Origin of the sequence: Kitasatospora sp. NPDC058492 (genome assembly GCF_042720685.1) — a bacterium.
Classification (GTDB): domain Bacteria; phylum Actinomycetota; class Actinomycetes; order Streptomycetales; family Streptomycetaceae; genus Kitasatospora.
This window is the reverse complement of the sequence record NZ_JBHXMU010000003.1, coordinates 59,723-75,849: the sequence shown is the minus strand read 5'-3', so window position 1 is coordinate 75,849 and position 16,127 is coordinate 59,723. Positions and strand designations below refer to the sequence as shown.

Sequence of the window (16,127 nt, the reverse complement as noted above, 5' to 3'; positions counted from 1 at the left end):
CCCCGCACGGTGTGATGCCCCGCACCGCGCCCGCGGCCCGCACCGAGCACCCGACCGCACCGCGCCCGCGGCCCTCACCGGGCCCGGCGCCAGCTGACCCGGCGGTGGGGGCCGTGCGGGCCGGTGGTGAGGAGGGCGGTCAGCTCGTGGAACACCGGGACGGGGTCGCGCCGGAGCTGGACCGGGGTGGTGCGGACCACGGGGAGCCCGACGGCGGTCAGCCGGTTGGCACGGGCCAGGCCGCGTTCGTGGTCGGCGGGGCGCAGGTGCCAGGCGCGGGAGTCGATCTCCAACGCCACGCAGGCGTGCGGCCAGTAGGCGTCCGGGACGGTGAGGAAGCGGCCGTCCAGGAAGAGCACCGGGTTCCACAGCGGCTCGGGCAGGCCCGCGTGCGCCAGGAGTTCGCGGGCCTCGCCCTCCACCACCGACCGCACTCCGGCGGTGAGGTCCTCCACCACCCGGGCCACCTGCGGCAGCCCGAGCGCGCCCGGCCGGGCCAGCAAGTGGTCTAGCAGCTCGCCGAGTTCGCAGTGCCGCCGCTGGACGGCCTCCGCGCACAGCGCCCGGAACCGGCGCTGCCCGGTCTCGCCCGGCGCGAGGTCGGCCAGCGCCCGGGCGACGGTGGTGCTCCACAGCCCGTCGTTCCGCTCGAAGCCGCCCGGCAGCGGCCCGGCCGACCGGTGGATCCGGACGAACTCGCGGTCGACGACCCGGCGTTGGGTGGGGATCAGGACGTCGATCCGGGCCAGGTCGGCCGGGTGTCCGGCGCTCGGCAGCCCTGCGTCGGCCAGCACCGCGTCCCCGGTCAGCAGTACCTCCCCGGCCTGCGGCGCCCGCCCCTTGGGGCTCGCGTACGCCAGCGCGGCGCGCAGCCGCTGGTGCGCTGTCAATCGGCCGGACTGCAGGCAGATCACCCGGGGCAGCACCTGCTGCCAGGGCCCGTCGGGGCGCAGCCGGTGGGCAATGGTGCCGGACGGCACGCCGAGCCGGCGCAGTTGCGCCCGGGTGACGATGTGCTGCTGGTCGGCGCCGAGCAGCACGACGGGGTCGAGCGGGTTCACGCGGGTCATACCCGGGGTGCTGCCCACCAGGATCGGATGTATGCGAAACATCGCTCGTCGGGGGAGCCTGTGAGAATGAGGTTGACGGAGCACCGGTCGAACCGCTGAGCTGGGAACCATATGACGACTCCACCCACCGGCCCCGCGCTCGACGCGCTCAACGGCCTTTCGGTAGGCGACGCCTACGGTGCACAGCTCTTCGTCCCGGCCACCGCAGCCGCCCACTTCGCCGGCCGCACCGACCCGCCCGGCCCCTGGCCGTGGACCGACGACACCGAGATGGCCTGCTCGGTGTACGCCGCGCACACCGAACGCGGCACGATCGACACCTTCGACCTCACCCACGCCTTCGCCCGGCGCCACGACTTCGACCGCGGGTACGGGCCGGCCGCCAACCGGATGCTGCGGCTGATCCGGGAGGGCGGTGACGCGAAGGCCCTGGCGGCCGAACTCTTCGACGGCCAGGGCTCGTACGGCAACGGTGCCGCGATGCGGGTCGCCCCGCTGGGGGCGGCGTACGCCGAGGACCCGGCCTCCGCGGTCCGGCCCGCTGCCGACACCGCCGTGATCACCCACACCCACCCGCAGGCGGTGGACGGCGCCGTCGCGGTCGCGGTGGCCGCCGCGTACGCGGCGCGGGCGCGCACCGAGGCGATGACGCCGGAGTCCTTCCTGGAAGCGGTGATCGGCCTCACCCCGTACGGCGCCGTCCGTGACGGTCTCACCGAGGCGGTCCAGCTGCTCGCCGAACCGGACCCGAGGGCCGCCGCCGAGATCCTGGGCAACGGCAGCCGGACGTCCGCCGTCGACACCGTCCCGTACGCCCTGTGGTGCGCCGCCCGGCATCTGAGCGACTATCCGGCCGCCGTCCGGGAGGCGGTCGCGGCCGGCGGCGACATGGACACGGTGGCCGCGATCGCCGGGGGAGTGGTCGCCGCACACACCGGGACCGAGGGCATTCCGGCCGCCTGGCTGGCCGCCCGCGAACCGCTGCCCGGCTGGGCGTTCCCCGAGCAGGGCGGCGTCCGGCCCGCCCCGGAGAGCGAGGGCCGTCTGAAGCCCATGCTGCTGCCCCGCGCCTGCCCGGTGCCGGACGTGGTCTGGACGGACGAGGAGTGGCAGCGGATCCGGGCCGGGCTGCGCCCCCGGGAGATGGAGGACAAGTGGGTGTCCCACACCGCCGAGGGCGTGCTGCACCTGCACCGCAGCTGGACCGGCTTCGAGATCTGGAGCGTCCGGGTCGCCCCGGTGCGCGGCGGCTGGCGGCCCGGGTCGGCACTGGTCGAGGCGCATCCCGACCGCTTCCGGGGAGCTGCCGATCCGGAGCTCCTCGCCCGGGTCCTCGGCCTGGCCGCCGGGGGCTACGGGTGGCGGCCGTAGCCCCCTTCGGGCCGTGAGCAGGCGTCCGGGTCAGGCGGTGATCAGGTGCCCGGGGCCGCCGCCGTGTCTAAGGCACTCCTGGTTGATCGCCGGATCCGGGGCGCTGGGCGAGGTGGCGGCGGCGATCCGCAGCTCGATGATGTCCCGCACCGCGGGCCACTCGTCGTCGAGGATCGAGTAGAACGCGGTCGAGCGCACCACCCCGTCGAGCCCGCGCGAGTGGGCCCGGCGGACGCCCTCGGAGGTGGCGCCGAGCCGCTCGATGGCGGTGCGCGAGCGCTGGTTGCGGGCGTCGGCGCGCAGCGAGATCCGCTGCACCCCCCAGGTCTCGAAGGCGTGGCGCAGCATCAGCAGCTTGGCCTCGGTGTTGATGCCGGTGCCCTGGGCGCGCGGCGAGAGCCAGGTGTTGCCGATCTCGGCGGCGTCCGGGACGGCCGTGGCCGGGTCGCCGAACGGCACCCCGGGCACCGGCGGCCAGACCATCGGCCCCTGCCAGTAGTCGAGTTCCAGGAATCGGGTGGAGCCGACGACCCGGCCGGTTGCCACGTTCACCGTCGCGAACGGCAGCGACCGGCCCGCGGCCTGGTCGGCGAGGGCGCGCGCGATGTAGTCGCGGGCCGCTTCGAGGCCGTGCGGGACGGGCGTGAAGGCGTAGGTCGTACGGTCTTCGGCGCCGGCCTCGGCGATGGCCGAGGCGTGGTGCGCGGCGAGGGGCTCCAGCCGCACGGTGCGGCCGGTGAGGATGACAGGTACGGGCACGGAACCTTCGGTCCTTCATCGGTCGGAGGGTGCCTACCGTGCCGGGGTACGGCTCGGGAGGCAGGGACAGTCGCCCCGGCCCCGGAGCACGCCCGCCGGTACCCGCGCACGCCGGAGAGCCGGTCGGGCGGGGCGGGGGCGGCGGCCCGGAGGCGGGCAGCGCGGTGCCGGAACGGACTCGGGTCCACGGACCGGTCCGGCGGGGATGAGCGAGGGGACAGTGTGCGTCCGCGAGATGGCCGATGAGGAAACGGGAGCGCGAAGGAAACAGGCGGCCAGATGAAGGCAAGATGCGTCGTGTGGGCTGGCCGAACACCGGTCCGGGACGTGGCCGACGGCGTTATGGGACGACGTGACGACGACGCGACGATGCGAGGCAGCGAGAGGACGATACCCGTCAGAAGGCGGTGCGTCACTTCGCGGCACGCGAATGGCGGTGCGGGCCGCTGCGACCCGCCCCCGGACGGGCCGTTGAACACCCGTGACCAGGGGCTTTCCACCCGGGTGCGATCATGGTCCGGAGCGGTCCGGGGAGGCCGCCGACCCCGCCGACGGGCGGGTCGGGAATTCCGGCGGCGCCCGGCACGCTGGAGAGGACGAGAAGCCGGTACGTCGTGACGAGCAGAGAACGGGGTTGGGTGCGCGGTGCGTGACTTCCAGGCGTTGTACGAGCTGGATCAGCAGGGCGTGGCCGCGGTGGCCGCGGCCACCGCGGAGCTGCGCGACACCGGTGCGGGCCTCGTGCTGCTCCAGCACTTCGAGGGCTTCATGGACGCCGGCGAGGCCGGCGGCCAGGTGGTGGCCCACCTCCTGGAGACGGGCTCGCCGCAGGTGGTGGCCCGTTTCGACCACGACCGCCTGGTCGACTACCGGGCGCGCCGCCCCGCGATGGTCTTCGACCGGGACCAGTGGGCGTCCTACGAGCCGCCGGAGATCCTGCTCCAGCTCGTCCGCGACGGCGCGGGCGCGCCGTTCCTGCTGCTCACCGGCCCCGAGCCGGACGTCGAGTGGGAGCGTTTCGCCGGTGCCGTCCGCGAGCTGGTGGAGCGCTTCGAGGTCCGGCTGGCGGTGGACTTCCACGGCATCCCGATGGGCGTGCCGCACACCCGCCCGGTCGGCCTGACCCCGCACGGCAACCGGCTCGACCTGGCGGCCGGCTACCCGCAGTGGTTCGAGCAGGCGCAGGTCCCGGGCAGCGCCCAGGCGCTGCTGGAGTACCGCCTGGCCGAGGCCGGGCACGACGTGTTGGGCTTCGCCGTGCACGTCCCGCACTACGTGGCGCGCTCGGAGTACCCGGCGGCCGCCGTGCTGATCCTGGAGGCGGTGCAGTCCGCCACCGGCCTGGTGCTGCCCGGCACCCGGCTGCGCGAGCGGGTCGGCGAGGTGTACGCCGACATCGAGGAGCAGCTGGCGCACGGGGACGGCGAGTTGCGCTCGGCGATCCGCGGCATGGAGGGCCAGTACGACGCGGTGGCGGGGGCGGAGAGCCGGGAGAGCCTGCTGGCCGAGCCGGTGGACCTGCCGTCGGCGGACGAGTTGGGGCGGCGCTTCGAGGAGTTCCTGGCCGAGCACGAGCGCGGCGCGGAGTAGGCCGGGGCGGGGAGCAGGTCCGGGCGGGGAGTAGGCCCGGCGCGGAACAGGTCCGGCGCGGAATCGGCCCCGCAGGGGCGGGAACCGGCCGGGTCGGCGGCGGCCGGGAGTCACGGGAGTCATTCGCGGGCCCCGTTCGTTGGTGCTGGCGGCGTCGGGGGACGCGCCGCCGTACGGAGCTGCCCGTGACGCCTATCCCCCGGGGGGATGCCATGCCCACGACCATGTCCAGGACCATCCGCCCGGCCGTCGCCCTGACGGCCGGGCTCGCCGCGCTGCTGCTCGCCGGGTGCACCCCCGCGGACGGCGGGACGGACGGTTTCGCGGGCGCGCTGCCCGGCAAGAACGCCAAGTCCACGCCGCCGCCGAACGGCCCGTACGTGGCCCTCGGCGACTCGTACACCGCCGGCCTGAAGATCGCCCCGCAGGTGGGCGAGCCGAAGGGCTGCTCCCGCTCGGGGGTCAACTACCCGTCCCTGGTGGCGAAGGGGCTCGGGCTGCCGGCCGGCCAGTTCCAGGACGTCAGTTGCAGCGGCGCCCGCACCGGGGACCTGACCGGCGCCCAGGAGACCGACCACGGCACCAACCCGCCCCAGCTGGACGCGCTGACCCCGGCCACCCGCGTGGTGACGGTCGGCATCGGCGGCAACGACGCGGGCTTCATGGAGGTCGTCAAGGAGTGCGCCAAGGAGAACCTGGTGGACGCGGTGAAGGGCATCGTCGGCGCCACCCGCGCGCCCTCGCCCTGCCGCGAGCACTACGCCTCCGGCGGGACGGACGAGGTGCAGCGCAAGGTCGACGCGGCCGGTGAGCAACTCGGCCGGATCCTGCAGGACATCAAGCACCGCTCCCCGCAGGCCCGGGTGTACGTGATCGGGTACCCGACGCTGCTCCCGTCCGACCCGGCCGGCTGCCGACAGGTGTTGGGCAAGGCGGTCGCGGCCGGGGACCTGGGCTTCCTCTCGGAGAAGGAGCAGCAGCTCAACGGCATGCTCAAGCGGCGGGCGGAGGGCGCCGGCGCGGTGTTCGTGGACGCGGCCGCCCCCTCGGCCGGGCACGACATGTGCGCGGGTGAGGCCACCCGCTGGGTCGAACCGCCGTTCCCGGCCCCGGGCCTGGCAGCGATCCACCCCAACGCCAAGGGGCAGGAGGCGGTGGCCGCCGCCGTCCTCAAGGCCGTCCGCGGCTGAGGCCGGAGGCCGGGGGCCGGGGCCGGACCGCAGGCGGCGAGCCGGGGCGGCCACCGGCGCGCAACCCGGGCCGGGGCGGACACCAGCGCGTACCGCAGGATTCACGCTCCGGCCCACACTCCTTCGTGCGCGGCACACCCTGGCTGTCGGGGGCGCGGCGTACCGTGAGGGGCATATGGATGACACCGCGCACCGCCTCGCCGCCGCCCCGCTCCCGTACGACCACGCCGCCGAGGCCCGCTGGGTCCCCGAACCGGACAAGCGCCCCGGCCGCACGGCGTTCCAGCGCGACCGGGCCCGGGTGCTGCACTCGGCGGCGCTGCGGCGGCTGGCCGGCACCACCCAGGTGGTCGCCCCGATGCGCAGCGACTTCCCCCGCACCCGGCTCACCCACTCCCTCGAATGCGCCCAGGTGGGGCGGGAGTTGGGCGCCGCCCTGGGCTGCGACCCGGACCTCGTGGAGGCCGGCTGCCTGGCCCACGACATCGGCCACCCGCCGTTCGGCCACACCGGCGAGGAGGCGCTCGACCAGGCCGCCGAGGCCTGCGGCGGCTTCGAGGGCAACGCGCAGTCGCTGCGCATCCTCACCCGGCTCGAACCCAAGCGCTTCGCCCCGGATGGCGAGCACCCCGCCGCCCGGCTCGCCCCCTGGCCCGGCCGCAGCGTCGGCCTCAACCTGACCCGCGCCGCCCTCGACGCCGCCACCAAGTACCCGTGGACGCGCGGCGCCCACCCCACCGACCCGGCCTCGTCCAAGTACGGCGTCTACGCCGACGACCTGCCGGTGTTCCGCTGGCTGCGGGCCGGCTCCCCGGCCGGGCGCAAGTGCTTCGAGGCCACCGTCATGGACTGGTCCGACGACGTCGCGTACTCGACCCACGACGTCGAGGACGGCCTCCAGGCCGGCCACATCGACCCGGCCGCGCTGCGCGCGCCGAGCGAGCGGGCCGAACTCTTCAAGGTCGCCGAGCGCTACGCCCCGGACGCCGAGCCGGAGGAGCTGGCCGCCGCCCTCGACCGGCTGCTCGGCCAGGACCGGTGGCCCCAGGAGTACGACGGCACGGCCCGCGCCCGGGCCGGGCTGAAGGACCTCACCAGCCAGCTGATCGGCCGCTTCTGCCTGGCCGCCGAGCAGGCCACCCGGGCCCGCTACGGCCCCGGCCGGCTCACCCGGTACACGGCCGAGCTGGTGGTGCCGCGGGGCGTCCGGCTGGAGGTCGCGGTGCTCAAGGCGGTCGCCGTCCGCTTCGTGATGCAGCGCGACGAGCAGGCCCAGCTGCGGGCCCGCCAGCGGATCGTGATCGCCGAGCTGGCGTACGTGCTCACCCAGCGCGCCCCCGAGGGCCTGGACCCGGTGTTCGGCGCGCTCTACCGCGAGGCCGAGGACGACCGGGCCGCCCTGCGCGCGGTCATCGACCAGATCGCCACCCTCACCGACGCCTCCGCCCTCGCCCTGCACGCCAGGCTCGTCGGCGCCGCCTGGGCCTGACCGCCCGCGGGCCCCGGCGCGCGACCGCTCAGGCGCAACCGCCCGGCGCCCGGCGCGCGACCGCTCAAGCGCAACCGCCCGGCGCCCGGCCGCGCGCAGTGCGACCGGTCCCGGCACGACCGGCCCGCCGGGAAACCCCGGCCACCCCAGTAGACTTCCGGGGTGGCCGGGCGGATCAGGGACGAAGACGTACAAGCGGTGCGCAGCGCACTGCCGATCGACGCCGTGGTCGGCGACTACGTTCAGCTCACCAACGGTGGCGGCGGCGAGTACAAGGGCGTCTGCCCCTTCCACGACGAGAAGTCCGCCTCGTTCTACGTGAACCCCGCCAAGGGCGTCTTCCACTGCTTCGGCTGCCAGGAGAACGGCGACACCATCGCCTTCCTGATGAAGATCGAGCACTTCACCTTCGCCGAGGCCGTCGAGCGGATGGCCGCCCAGGCCGGCATCACCCTGCGTTACGAGGAGGGCGGCTACAGCCCCCGCCACCAGCAGGGCGAGCGGACCCGCCTGGTCGAGGCGCACAAGGTGGCCGCCGCCTACTACCGGGAGCAGCTGGCCTCGGCGGAGGCGGAGATCGGCCGCCGCTTCCTGGCCGAGCGCGGCTTCGACGAGGAGGCCGCGAAGACCTTCGGCGTCGGCTACGCCCCGGTGGGCTGGGAGCACCTGGTCCGCTACCTGCGCGGCAAGGGCTTCACCGACAAGGAGATCCTGCTCGGCGGCCTGGCCTCGCAGGGCCAGCGCGGCGGCCTGATCGACCGCTTCCGGGGCCGGCTGGTCTGGCCGATCCGGGACATCGCGGGCGAGGTGGTCGGCTTCGGCGCCCGCCGCCTGCGCGAGGACGACAACGGCCCGAAGTACCTGAACACCCCCGAGACGCCGATCTACAAGAAGTCGCACGTGCTGTACGGCATCGACCTGGCGAAGAAGGAGATCGCCAAGTCGGGCCGCGCGGTCGTGGTCGAGGGCTACACCGATGTGATGGCCTGCCACCTGGCGGGGGTCACCTCGGCGGTGGCCACCTGCGGTACGGCCTTCGCCGAGGACCACATCAAGATCATTCGCCGGCTGCTGATGGACACCTCGCAGTACCGCGGCGAGACGGTCTTCACCTTCGACGGCGACGCGGCCGGCCAGAAGGCCGCCCTGCGGGCCTTCGAGGACGACCAGAAGTTCGCCGCCAAGACCTCCATCGCGGTCAGCCCGGGCGGCATGGACCCGTGCGAACTGCGCCTGGCCCAGGGCGACGAGGCGGTCAAGCAGCTGATCGACAACCCCGTCCCGCTGTTCGAGTTCGCGCTGGTCTCGGCGGTGTCCAAGCACCGGGTGGAGACGCCGGAGGGGCGGTCGGCGGCCCTGGAGGAGGCGGCCCCGATCGTCGCCAAGATCAAGGACCGCTCGATCCAGCACGAGTACGCCGTCCGCCTGGCTGGCATGCTCGGCATCCTGGACGAGCCCTTCGTCGTCCGCCGGGTCTCCCAGCTGGCCCGCTGGGACCGCGAGCGCCAGCAGAACCCCCGGGGCGCCGACCGCGGCCGCCGCGCCGAGCCCGCGCCGGTGCGCCCGGCGCAGCCCGCCTTCCGGCTCAACCCGCGCGACCCGGCCCAGTTCGTCGAACGGGAGCTGCTCAAGCTGGCGCTCCAGCACCCGGACCTGGTCAGCCCGGCCTTCGACCACTACGGCGAGGACGAGTTCCCCACCCTGCCGTACACGGCCGTCCGGCAGGCCATCGCCAAGGCCGGCGGCGCCGCGTACGGGGCGACGCTGCCCGACTTCACCAGCGTGGTGCGCGAGGCGGCCCCGGACGACCAGGTGCGCTCGCTCGTCACCGAGCTGACCGTCGAGCCGGTGCGCTCCCGCCGGAAGGTGGACGCGGTCTACGCCGGGGAGTTCCTGGTGAAGCTGCGCCTGCTGGCGGTGGACCGGCGGATCGCCGAGGTCCGCGGCTACCTGCAGCGGCTCGGCCACCGGGCCGACGCCGAGCAGCAGCACGCGGTGCAGACCGAGCTGTGGCAGCTCCAGCAGTACGGCCAGCAGCTCCGCAGCCAGGGCGCGGCGGCGCTGTAGGAGCGCGGCGGGGCCGTGGGAGCGGCCCAGAAAGTCGGCGCACGAGTCTCGGCCACGGAGTGTGGCGTACCGCACACTGGAGGGCGTCCCACCTCCGTTCAGCGCGGGTCCGCCAGAGTCGCGCCCGCCCCGAGGGATGCCCGTGGACCGAGGCTTTGCCGCGACCTCCAGCCCGACTTCCAGCCCGACCGCCGCACCGACCGGCGCGCTGACCGCCGCACCGCCCGGCGCCGGCACCGGACCGCACCCCGCCGGCCCGGCCGGGGACCGGGAGACGGACCACGGCCGGGCCGGGGCCGCGCCCCCGGACGGCGCCCGCGGCGTGCCGCAGGGCCACCCCGAGGCCCCGGAGGCGGACCCCGACGCCGAGGACCCGGAGCCTGACGCCGACGGCCCGGAGCCCGGCGACGGGGACGAGGAGGAGCCCCGCCCGCAGGCCGAGGGCGACGCCGGCCCGGCGCCGGACCTGCTCCGCCAGTACCTGCGCGAGATCGGCCGGGTCCGCCTGCTCACCGCCGCCGAGGAGGTGGAGCTGGCCCGCCGGGTCGAGGCCGGCCTGTTCGCCGAGGAACGGCTGAACGGCGACCCCCCGCCGTCCGACCCGCCGGCCCGCGAACTGGACACCCTGGTGGTGCGCGGCCGGATCGCCAAACGCCGGCTGATCGAGGCGAACCTGCGGCTGGTGGTGTCCGTCGCCAAACGCTACGTCGGCCGCGGACTGACCCTGCTGGACCTGATCCAGGAGGGCAACCTGGGCCTGATCCGGGCGGTGGAGAAGTTCGACTACGCCCGCGGCTACAAGTTCTCCACGTACGCGACCTGGTGGATCCGGCAGGCGATGAGCCGGGCACTGGCCGACCAGGCTCGGACGATCCGGGTGCCGGTGCACGTGGTCGAGCTGATCAACCGGGTGATCCGGGTGCAGCGCGCCCTGCTGCAGGAGCGCGGGCTGGAACCGACCCCGGCCGGGATCGCCGCCGCCCTGGAGCTGACCGAGGAGCGGGTGCGTGAGCTGCTCCGGCTGGCCCAGGAGCCGATCTCGCTGCACACCCCGGTCGGCGAGGAGGACGACGTCGCGCTCGGCGACCTGATCGAGGACGCCGACGCCGCCTCACCCGCGGAGTCCGCCACCTTCCTGCTGCTGCGCCAGCACCTGGACGCCGTCCTGGCCACCCTGGGCGAGCGGGAGCGCCAGGTTGTCCAGCTCCGCTACGGGCTGGACGACGGCCGCCCGCGCACGCTGGAGGAGATCGGCACGGTGTTCGGCGTGACCCGGGAGCGGATCCGCCAGATCGAGTCGAAGACGCTGATCAAGCTCCGCGACCACGCCTTCGCGGCGCAGCTGCGCGGGTATCTCGACTGAGCGGCCCGCCGGGGTCGGCCGGGACCGGCCCAGGACCCTAGGACCGGCCTGGGGAGGGCTGCGCGGTGGCGGGCTGTGTGTCGGTCGGCTGTGCCGGGGAGGGCGGGTCGGTGGCCGCCGCGTCCGGGCCGGTGCCCGGGGGCGGCGAGGCGGGGCCGATCGGGATCGGGGTGGAGGCCACCACGGCGGCCAGGCCCGAGACGGGCGAGGTGCAGACGTGCCCGGCCGGCTGGTACCCGCAGACCTGGAAGGTGACGGCCGGGTCGGCCGCGTCCAGCATCGACGAGTAGTTGTCGTAGCCCCAGTGGATGAGCGCCGTCTCGCTCTGGCCGGAGTCGTCGGTGATGGTCGCGTAGTCGTTCGGCTCGCCCTCGGTGATCGCCGCCCAGGCCGCCTGGCAGGTCTGGCTGTACCGGAGGTAGACGACGACCTTGCCGATGACGTCGGTCTGCAGGGTCCGGGCGTCCTTGCCGCAGCCGGTGGCCTTGGGGTCCTTGTGCGCGCAGCCGACGGCCTGGCAGACGGGAGCGCCCGGGACGGGCTTGGCCGCGGTGGCGGTCGGGACGGGCTCGGCGACGGTCTGGGGCTGCTCCTGGTGCCGGGTGGCCCGCAGGCCGACCAGCACCAGCAGGGCCACCAGCAGGGCGGCGCCGGTCAGCAGCGTCGCCGGGCGCCGCCACCACGTCACCGGTGCCGTCACGGCGCCGCCGGGCTCGCCGGGTGCGGCGGTCGCATCGGTCACATCGGGTACGTCGGTCACATCGGGTACGTCGGAGGCAGCGGGTGTGGCGGGCGCGCCGGCCCGGTCCGTCGGGGGCTGCGTCGCCCGGGGCTGCTCGGGGGCCGCCTGCGCGGCGGGCTCCTTCGGGGCGCCGGGCTCGCCGTCCTCCTCGGGCCCCGCCACGGCCTGCTCCCGCAGCGCCCGCAGGGCCGGCCCGTCGCAGTCCACCGCCCTGGTCAGCGCCTCCAGTGCCTGCCCGGTGATGACCCGCTTGCCGTTCAGCCAGCGCTCCCAGGAGGCCCGGCTGTAGTGCGTCCGGGCGGCCAGCTCGGACAGCGAGAGTCCGGCGGCGTCCTTGATGGCCCGGAGCTCCTCGGCCAGGAGCCGGGCGGGTCCGGACAGCTCTTCGGGCAGGTTCTTCCAGGCGGAACCCATGGGGCCTTCCAACGATGCGAGACGGGAACGGGGGGACGGGGAGAGCGGAACGGGCTCCGGCCCGGGCCGTTCGGGTGTCTCCGCTTCTCCAAACTCACCGGTCCGGCGTCCCAAACCCCAGGTCATGGCGCTGAGACGGACGGAAGTGTCTCACAACCCCCGGGAACGCTCGCATGTGCACGTGTCCGTCGTGCACAGTTCTCTGGTCGGCGCGGTTCGCCGCCCGACGGCGTCGTTCGGACGCGGACCGGTCACCGGTCCCCGCTCCGGCAGCACGTCCCGATTCCCCCACCGGCCGGGGCAGCCTCGCGGGGGGAGGCTGCCCCGGTTCGTCCGGGACGCACGGTGGGGAGGGCGCTTCGCAGCGCCCTCCCCACCGTGATCACGCCCCGCCGTGATCACGCCCCGCCGTGTTCACGCCCCGGCGGACCCAGGCCCTAGTGGTGGAAGCCCGACCGGGCCGGCACCCCGAGTTCCTTGAGCGGGCCGGGTTGGCGCCGCAGCTCCGGCAGCAGCCGGGAGAGGTCGGCCAGCAGCAGGTCGGCGAGGTCCAGCGAGAAGCCGTTGCGGCAGACCACCCGGAGCACCGACAGGTCCGTCCGGTTCGCGGGGAACGTGTACGCGGGCACCTGCCAGCCGCGCTCGCGCAGCCGCCGCGAGACGTCGAACACGTCGAACGGCTCGTCGTCGGCGGTGGTGAAGGCGAAGACCGGCAACTGGTCGCCGCGGGTCAGCAGCCGGAAGCCGCCCATGTGCTCGATCGCCCCGGACAGGTGGGTGGCGACCTCGCGGCAGGCGCCCTGGACGGCCCGGAGGCCGTCCCGGCCGAGCCGCAGGAAGATGTAGTACTGCGCGACGACCTCGGCGCCGGGGCGGGAGAAGTTGAGCGCGAAGGTCGGCATCTCGCCGCCGAGGTAGTTGACCCGGAAGACCAGTTCCTCCGGCAGCGCCTCCTGGTCGCGCCACAGGGCCCAGCCGACGCCGGGGTAGACCAGGCCGTACTTGTGCCCGGAGCTGTTGATCGAGGCGACCCGGGGGAGCCGGAAGTCCCAGACCACCTCGGGGTCGAGGAAGGGCGCCACCATGCCGCCGGAGGCGCCGTCCACGTGCACCGGGACGTCGAGGCCGGTGCGCTGCTGGAGGTCGTCCAGGGCCGCGCAGATCTCCGCGATCGGCTCGTAGGAGCCGTCGAAGGTGGAACCGAGGATGCCGACCACGCCGATGGTGTCCTCGTCGCACAGCGCGACCGCGTGCTCGGCGTCGAGGTGGAAGCGCCCGCCCTCCATGGGCGCGGTGCGGGCCTCGACCTCCCAGAAGGTGCAGAACTTCTCCCAGCACACCTGCACGTTGACGCCCATCACCAGGTTGGGCCGGGCCCCGGCCGCGTAGCGCTCGGCGTTGCGGTGCATCCAGCGGCGCTTGAGCGCCATGCCGGCCAGCATGCAGGCCTCGCTGGAGCCGGTGGTGGAGCAGCCGACCGTGGCGTCCGGGTCGGGGGCGTGCCAGAGGTCGGCGAGGATCGCCACGCAGCGCCGCTCCAGTTCGGCGGTCTGCGGGTACTCGTCCTTGTCGATCATGTTCTTGTCCAGGCACTCGGTCATCAGCCGGGCGGCCTGCGCCTCCATCGAGGTGGTGACGAAGGTCGCCAGGTTGAGCCGGGCGTTGCCGTCCAGCATCAGCTCGTCGTGGATCAGCTGGTACGCGGTGTCGGCCGTGACGGGCCCCTCGCCGAGCCGGTGCAGCGGTGGTGCCAGCTTCATCGAGCCCAGCGGGTCGGCGGCGCCCACGAGCGGCCCGATGCTCAGCCGGCGGTCGTTGCGGGCCCCCTTGTGCAGCGCCATGGAGTCCTGCCGCCCTTCATGTCGGTGGCCGTGTCCCGTCCCACGCTGCCACCGGCCGCCGGGTGACGCATCTTCACCGGTCGGGGTCGGGGTCGGGGTCGGGGTCGGGGTCGGGCGCCGCCGTCCCCGGCCGGTGAGGCCGCCGCGGGCCGCCTTCAGGCCGCCGTCTCCGGGTGGATCTGTTCGCGGGCGGCGCGGTACTGCTGGCGCACCGCCGAACCGATCGCCAGGTCCTGCTCCCCGTCCGGCTCGACGGTCTCGGCGTCCGGCAGCTCCCACTCCGGCGGCTCCGGGGTGCCGGCCAGCGCCCAGGCGGCCTGCCGGGCGGCCCCGCGGGCGGCGTGGGCGCCCGGCGGCGGCACCACGACCGGGACGCCGAACAGCGGCGGGGCGATGTGCCGGACGGCGGGCAGCCGCCCGGCCGCGCCGAGCAGGAACACCCGCCGCACCGCGACGCCCTGGGCGCGCAGCACGTCGAGGGCGTCCGCGATGTTGCACAGCATGCCCTCGACGGCGGCCCGGGCCAGGTGCTGCGGCGTCATCGACTCGGCCCGCAGGCCGGTCAGGGTGCCGGCCGCGTGCGGGAGGGCCGGCGTCCGCTCGCCGTCCAGGTAGGGGAGGAGCACCAGCCCGTACGCGCCGGGGGAGGAGTGCAGGGCGAGGTCGCTCAGGCCGTCCAGGTCCCGGCCGAGCATGGCGGCGGTGGCGCGGAGCACCTGGGCGGCGTTGAGGGTGGCGACCATCGGGAGGTGGCGGCCGGCGGCGTCGGCGAAGGAGGAGATCAGCCCGGTGGCGTCCACCACGGCCCGGTCGTGCACGGCGAAGATCGTTCCGGCGCTGCCGAGCGAGACCACCGCGTCACCGGGGCGCAGCCCGAGGCCGAGCGCGGCGGCCATGTTGTCGCCGGTGCCGGCCGAGATCAGCAGGCCTTCGGGGGTGTGCCCGGCGGGTTCGGCGGGGCCGAGCACCTCGGGCAGCCGCAGCTCGTGGCCGAGCGCCAGCTCGACCAGGTCCTGCCGGTACTCGCCGGTGATCGGGGACCAGTAGCCGGTGCCGGAGGCGTCGCCCCGGTCGGTGCTGCGGCGCCTGGGGTGGCCGAGGAGCTGCCAGACCAGCCAGTCGTGCGGCAGCAGGACCTCGGCCACCCGGCGGGCGTTGGCCGGCTCGAACTCGGCCAGCCAGCGCAGCTTGGCGATGGTGTAGGTCGGGCTGGGGACGGCGCCGATCGCGGCGGTCCAGGCGGCCGGGCCGCCGAGCGCGTCCAGCAGCTTGGCGGCGGCGCCGCTGGAGCGCGGGTCGTTCCAGAGGATCGCCGGCCGGACCAGCACGCCGCCCGCGTCCAGGCCGATCATGCCGTGCTGCTGTGCGCTGACGCCGATGGCCCGGACGCCCTCCAGCAGGCCGCCGGCGGCGGCGTCGCCGAGCGAGTGCAGCCAGAGCTGCGGGTCGGTCTCGCCGGGGCGGGTGTCCGGGTCCTCGGGGACGGGGTGCGGCGCCTTGCCGGAGCGCAGGACGGCGCCGGTGTCGGCGTCGCACGCGACGATCCGGGTGCGGTTGGTCGAGCTGTCTATCCCCGCGACGATGGCCATGTCGAGATCATGCCTCAGCCCGGCCCGGGACGCGTCCGGGCCGGGTGAGGTGTTGCCCGTTCGGGACTCGACGCAGGGCCCTGGTACACCCTGGCGTCACCGTCCCGTCACGGGCGGAAGGTACCCCAGCCGTCGTCCTCGGCCCGGGAACGGTTGAAGTACGGCACCCGGTCGGTGACGGCGTTCGGCAGCCGGTCGCCGACCTTGTCCGCGACGGCGCCGGCGGCCTTCCCGGCGACCGCGCCGGCCTGCTGCCTGGCTCGGTCGGCCGCGCCCTGCACCGTGGGGTTCTGGGCGATCTTCCGGGTGACCTTCGTGATCTGGTCGTAGCGCCGGCGCCCGGCCCGGGAGCCCAGGACGTAGCCGGCCGCGAACCCCGCGGCCAACGACAGCTTCCACATGATCGGATCCACCCTCTCCTGGCGGCCTTCTGCCGCATTGCCCTACCCGTCCGTCGGGACGGCGAACCGTCCGTGCCCCCCAGCATCCCCGGGGGCCGTGCCGGGCGCGCGCCGGGCACGCCGGGTGGGAGCCCGGGGGGCGGTCCGGCGAAAGCGATTGGCGGACCACCCCCCCGAGTGCGCTAATGTATGTCCCGCAGCGAGCGCCGAGGAGCCCGGGGAACCGGGGGCCGAGGCGGAA

12 protein-coding genes are annotated in these 16,127 nt (G+C 75.0%); 6 read left to right on the top strand and 6 right to left on the bottom strand.

The features are described 5' to 3' along the window. Positions 1 to 74 precede the first annotated feature (74 nt). Positions 75 to 1,070, bottom strand: coding sequence for a hypothetical protein (locus ACFWPI_RS03060; protein WP_380380336.1), 996 nt, complete (start codon positions 1,068 to 1,070; stop codon positions 75 to 77). A 111-nt stretch (positions 1,071 to 1,181) separates the two neighbouring features. Between ACFWPI_RS03060 and ACFWPI_RS03055 the strand changes: the two genes are divergently transcribed. Then, a complete protein-coding gene (locus tag ACFWPI_RS03055; protein ID WP_380380338.1) occupies positions 1,182 to 2,441 on the top strand; it encodes an ADP-ribosylglycohydrolase family protein in 1,260 nt (419 codons plus the stop codon). 30 nt (positions 2,442 to 2,471) lie between these two features. Here ACFWPI_RS03055 and ACFWPI_RS03050 read toward each other — a convergent pair whose 3' ends face one another. Beyond that, positions 2,472 to 3,200, bottom strand: coding sequence for a GNAT family N-acetyltransferase (locus ACFWPI_RS03050; protein ID WP_063347487.1), 729 nt, complete (start codon positions 3,198 to 3,200; stop codon positions 2,472 to 2,474). 645 nt (positions 3,201 to 3,845) lie between these two features. Here ACFWPI_RS03050 and ACFWPI_RS03045 point away from each other — a divergent pair. The 5 genes from ACFWPI_RS03045 to ACFWPI_RS03025 all read left to right on the top strand — a co-directional run bounded on the left by ACFWPI_RS03045 (position 3,846) and on the right by ACFWPI_RS03025 (position 10,899). Beyond that, the gene (locus ACFWPI_RS03045) at positions 3,846 to 4,790 is read left to right on the top strand and encodes a PAC2 family protein (protein WP_380380340.1); all 945 of its coding nucleotides are present in this window, start codon (positions 3,846 to 3,848) and stop codon (positions 4,788 to 4,790) included. A 224-nt stretch (positions 4,791 to 5,014) separates the two neighbouring features. Then, positions 5,015 to 5,980 (top strand): SGNH/GDSL hydrolase family protein, encoded by a 966-nt coding sequence (locus ACFWPI_RS03040; RefSeq protein WP_159398421.1) that lies wholly within the window; start codon positions 5,015 to 5,017, stop codon positions 5,978 to 5,980. Positions 5,981 to 6,155: 175 nt separating this feature from the next. Continuing rightward, positions 6,156 to 7,469 (top strand): deoxyguanosinetriphosphate triphosphohydrolase, encoded by a 1,314-nt coding sequence (locus ACFWPI_RS03035; RefSeq protein ID WP_380380343.1) that lies wholly within the window; start codon positions 6,156 to 6,158, stop codon positions 7,467 to 7,469. 162 nt (positions 7,470 to 7,631) lie between these two features. After that, positions 7,632 to 9,536: a DNA primase gene (gene dnaG, locus ACFWPI_RS03030; RefSeq protein ID WP_063347483.1), complete on the top strand. Its 1,905-nt coding sequence runs from the start codon at positions 7,632 to 7,634 to the stop codon at positions 9,534 to 9,536. 136 nt (positions 9,537 to 9,672) lie between these two features. Further along, entirely contained in the window at positions 9,673 to 10,899 is a 1,227-nt protein-coding gene (locus tag ACFWPI_RS03025) for a sigma-70 family RNA polymerase sigma factor (protein WP_380380345.1), read from the top strand. Positions 10,900 to 10,936: 37 nt separating this feature from the next. Here the strand turns inward: ACFWPI_RS03025 and ACFWPI_RS03020 are convergent, their stop codons facing one another. The 4 genes from ACFWPI_RS03020 to ACFWPI_RS03005 form a co-directional block, all read right to left on the bottom strand. Next, a complete protein-coding gene (locus tag ACFWPI_RS03020) occupies positions 10,937 to 12,055 on the bottom strand; it encodes a DUF2690 domain-containing protein (protein ID WP_380380347.1) in 1,119 nt (372 codons plus the stop codon). Positions 12,056 to 12,492: 437 nt separating this feature from the next. Then, the gene (locus tag ACFWPI_RS03015) at positions 12,493 to 13,896 is read right to left on the bottom strand and encodes a glutamate decarboxylase (protein ID WP_380374979.1); all 1,404 of its coding nucleotides are present in this window, start codon (positions 13,894 to 13,896) and stop codon (positions 12,493 to 12,495) included. Positions 13,897 to 14,051: 155 nt separating this feature from the next. Next, a complete protein-coding gene (locus tag ACFWPI_RS03010) occupies positions 14,052 to 15,485 on the bottom strand; it encodes an FGGY family carbohydrate kinase (protein ID WP_380374978.1) in 1,434 nt (477 codons plus the stop codon). A 107-nt stretch (positions 15,486 to 15,592) separates the two neighbouring features. Next, on the bottom strand, positions 15,593 to 15,898 hold the full coding sequence (locus ACFWPI_RS03005; RefSeq protein WP_380340974.1) for a hypothetical protein: 306 nt from the start codon (positions 15,896 to 15,898) through the stop codon (positions 15,593 to 15,595). Positions 15,899 to 16,127: the final 229 nt, after the last annotated feature.

Excerpts from the sequence above, each read along its gene's own strand:
- ACFWPI_RS03060 (WP_380380336.1), bottom strand. The coding sequence starts at position 1,070 with ATGACCCGCGTGAACCCGCTCGACCCCGTCGTGCTGCTCGGCGCCGAC.
- ACFWPI_RS03055 (WP_380380338.1), top strand. The coding sequence starts at position 1,182 with ATGACGACTCCACCCACCGGCCCCGCGCTCGACGCGCTCAACGGCCTT.
- ACFWPI_RS03040 (WP_159398421.1), top strand. The coding sequence starts at position 5,015 with ATGTCCAGGACCATCCGCCCGGCCGTCGCCCTGACGGCCGGGCTCGCC.
- ACFWPI_RS03035 (WP_380380343.1), top strand. The coding sequence starts at position 6,156 with ATGGATGACACCGCGCACCGCCTCGCCGCCGCCCCGCTCCCGTACGAC.
- ACFWPI_RS03025 (WP_380380345.1), top strand. The coding sequence starts at position 9,673 with ATGCCCGTGGACCGAGGCTTTGCCGCGACCTCCAGCCCGACTTCCAGC.
- ACFWPI_RS03020 (WP_380380347.1), bottom strand. The coding sequence starts at position 12,055 with ATGGGTTCCGCCTGGAAGAACCTGCCCGAAGAGCTGTCCGGACCCGCC.
- ACFWPI_RS03015 (WP_380374979.1), bottom strand. The coding sequence starts at position 13,896 with ATGGCGCTGCACAAGGGGGCCCGCAACGACCGCCGGCTGAGCATCGGG.
- ACFWPI_RS03010 (WP_380374978.1), bottom strand. The coding sequence starts at position 15,485 with ATGGCCATCGTCGCGGGGATAGACAGCTCGACCAACCGCACCCGGATC.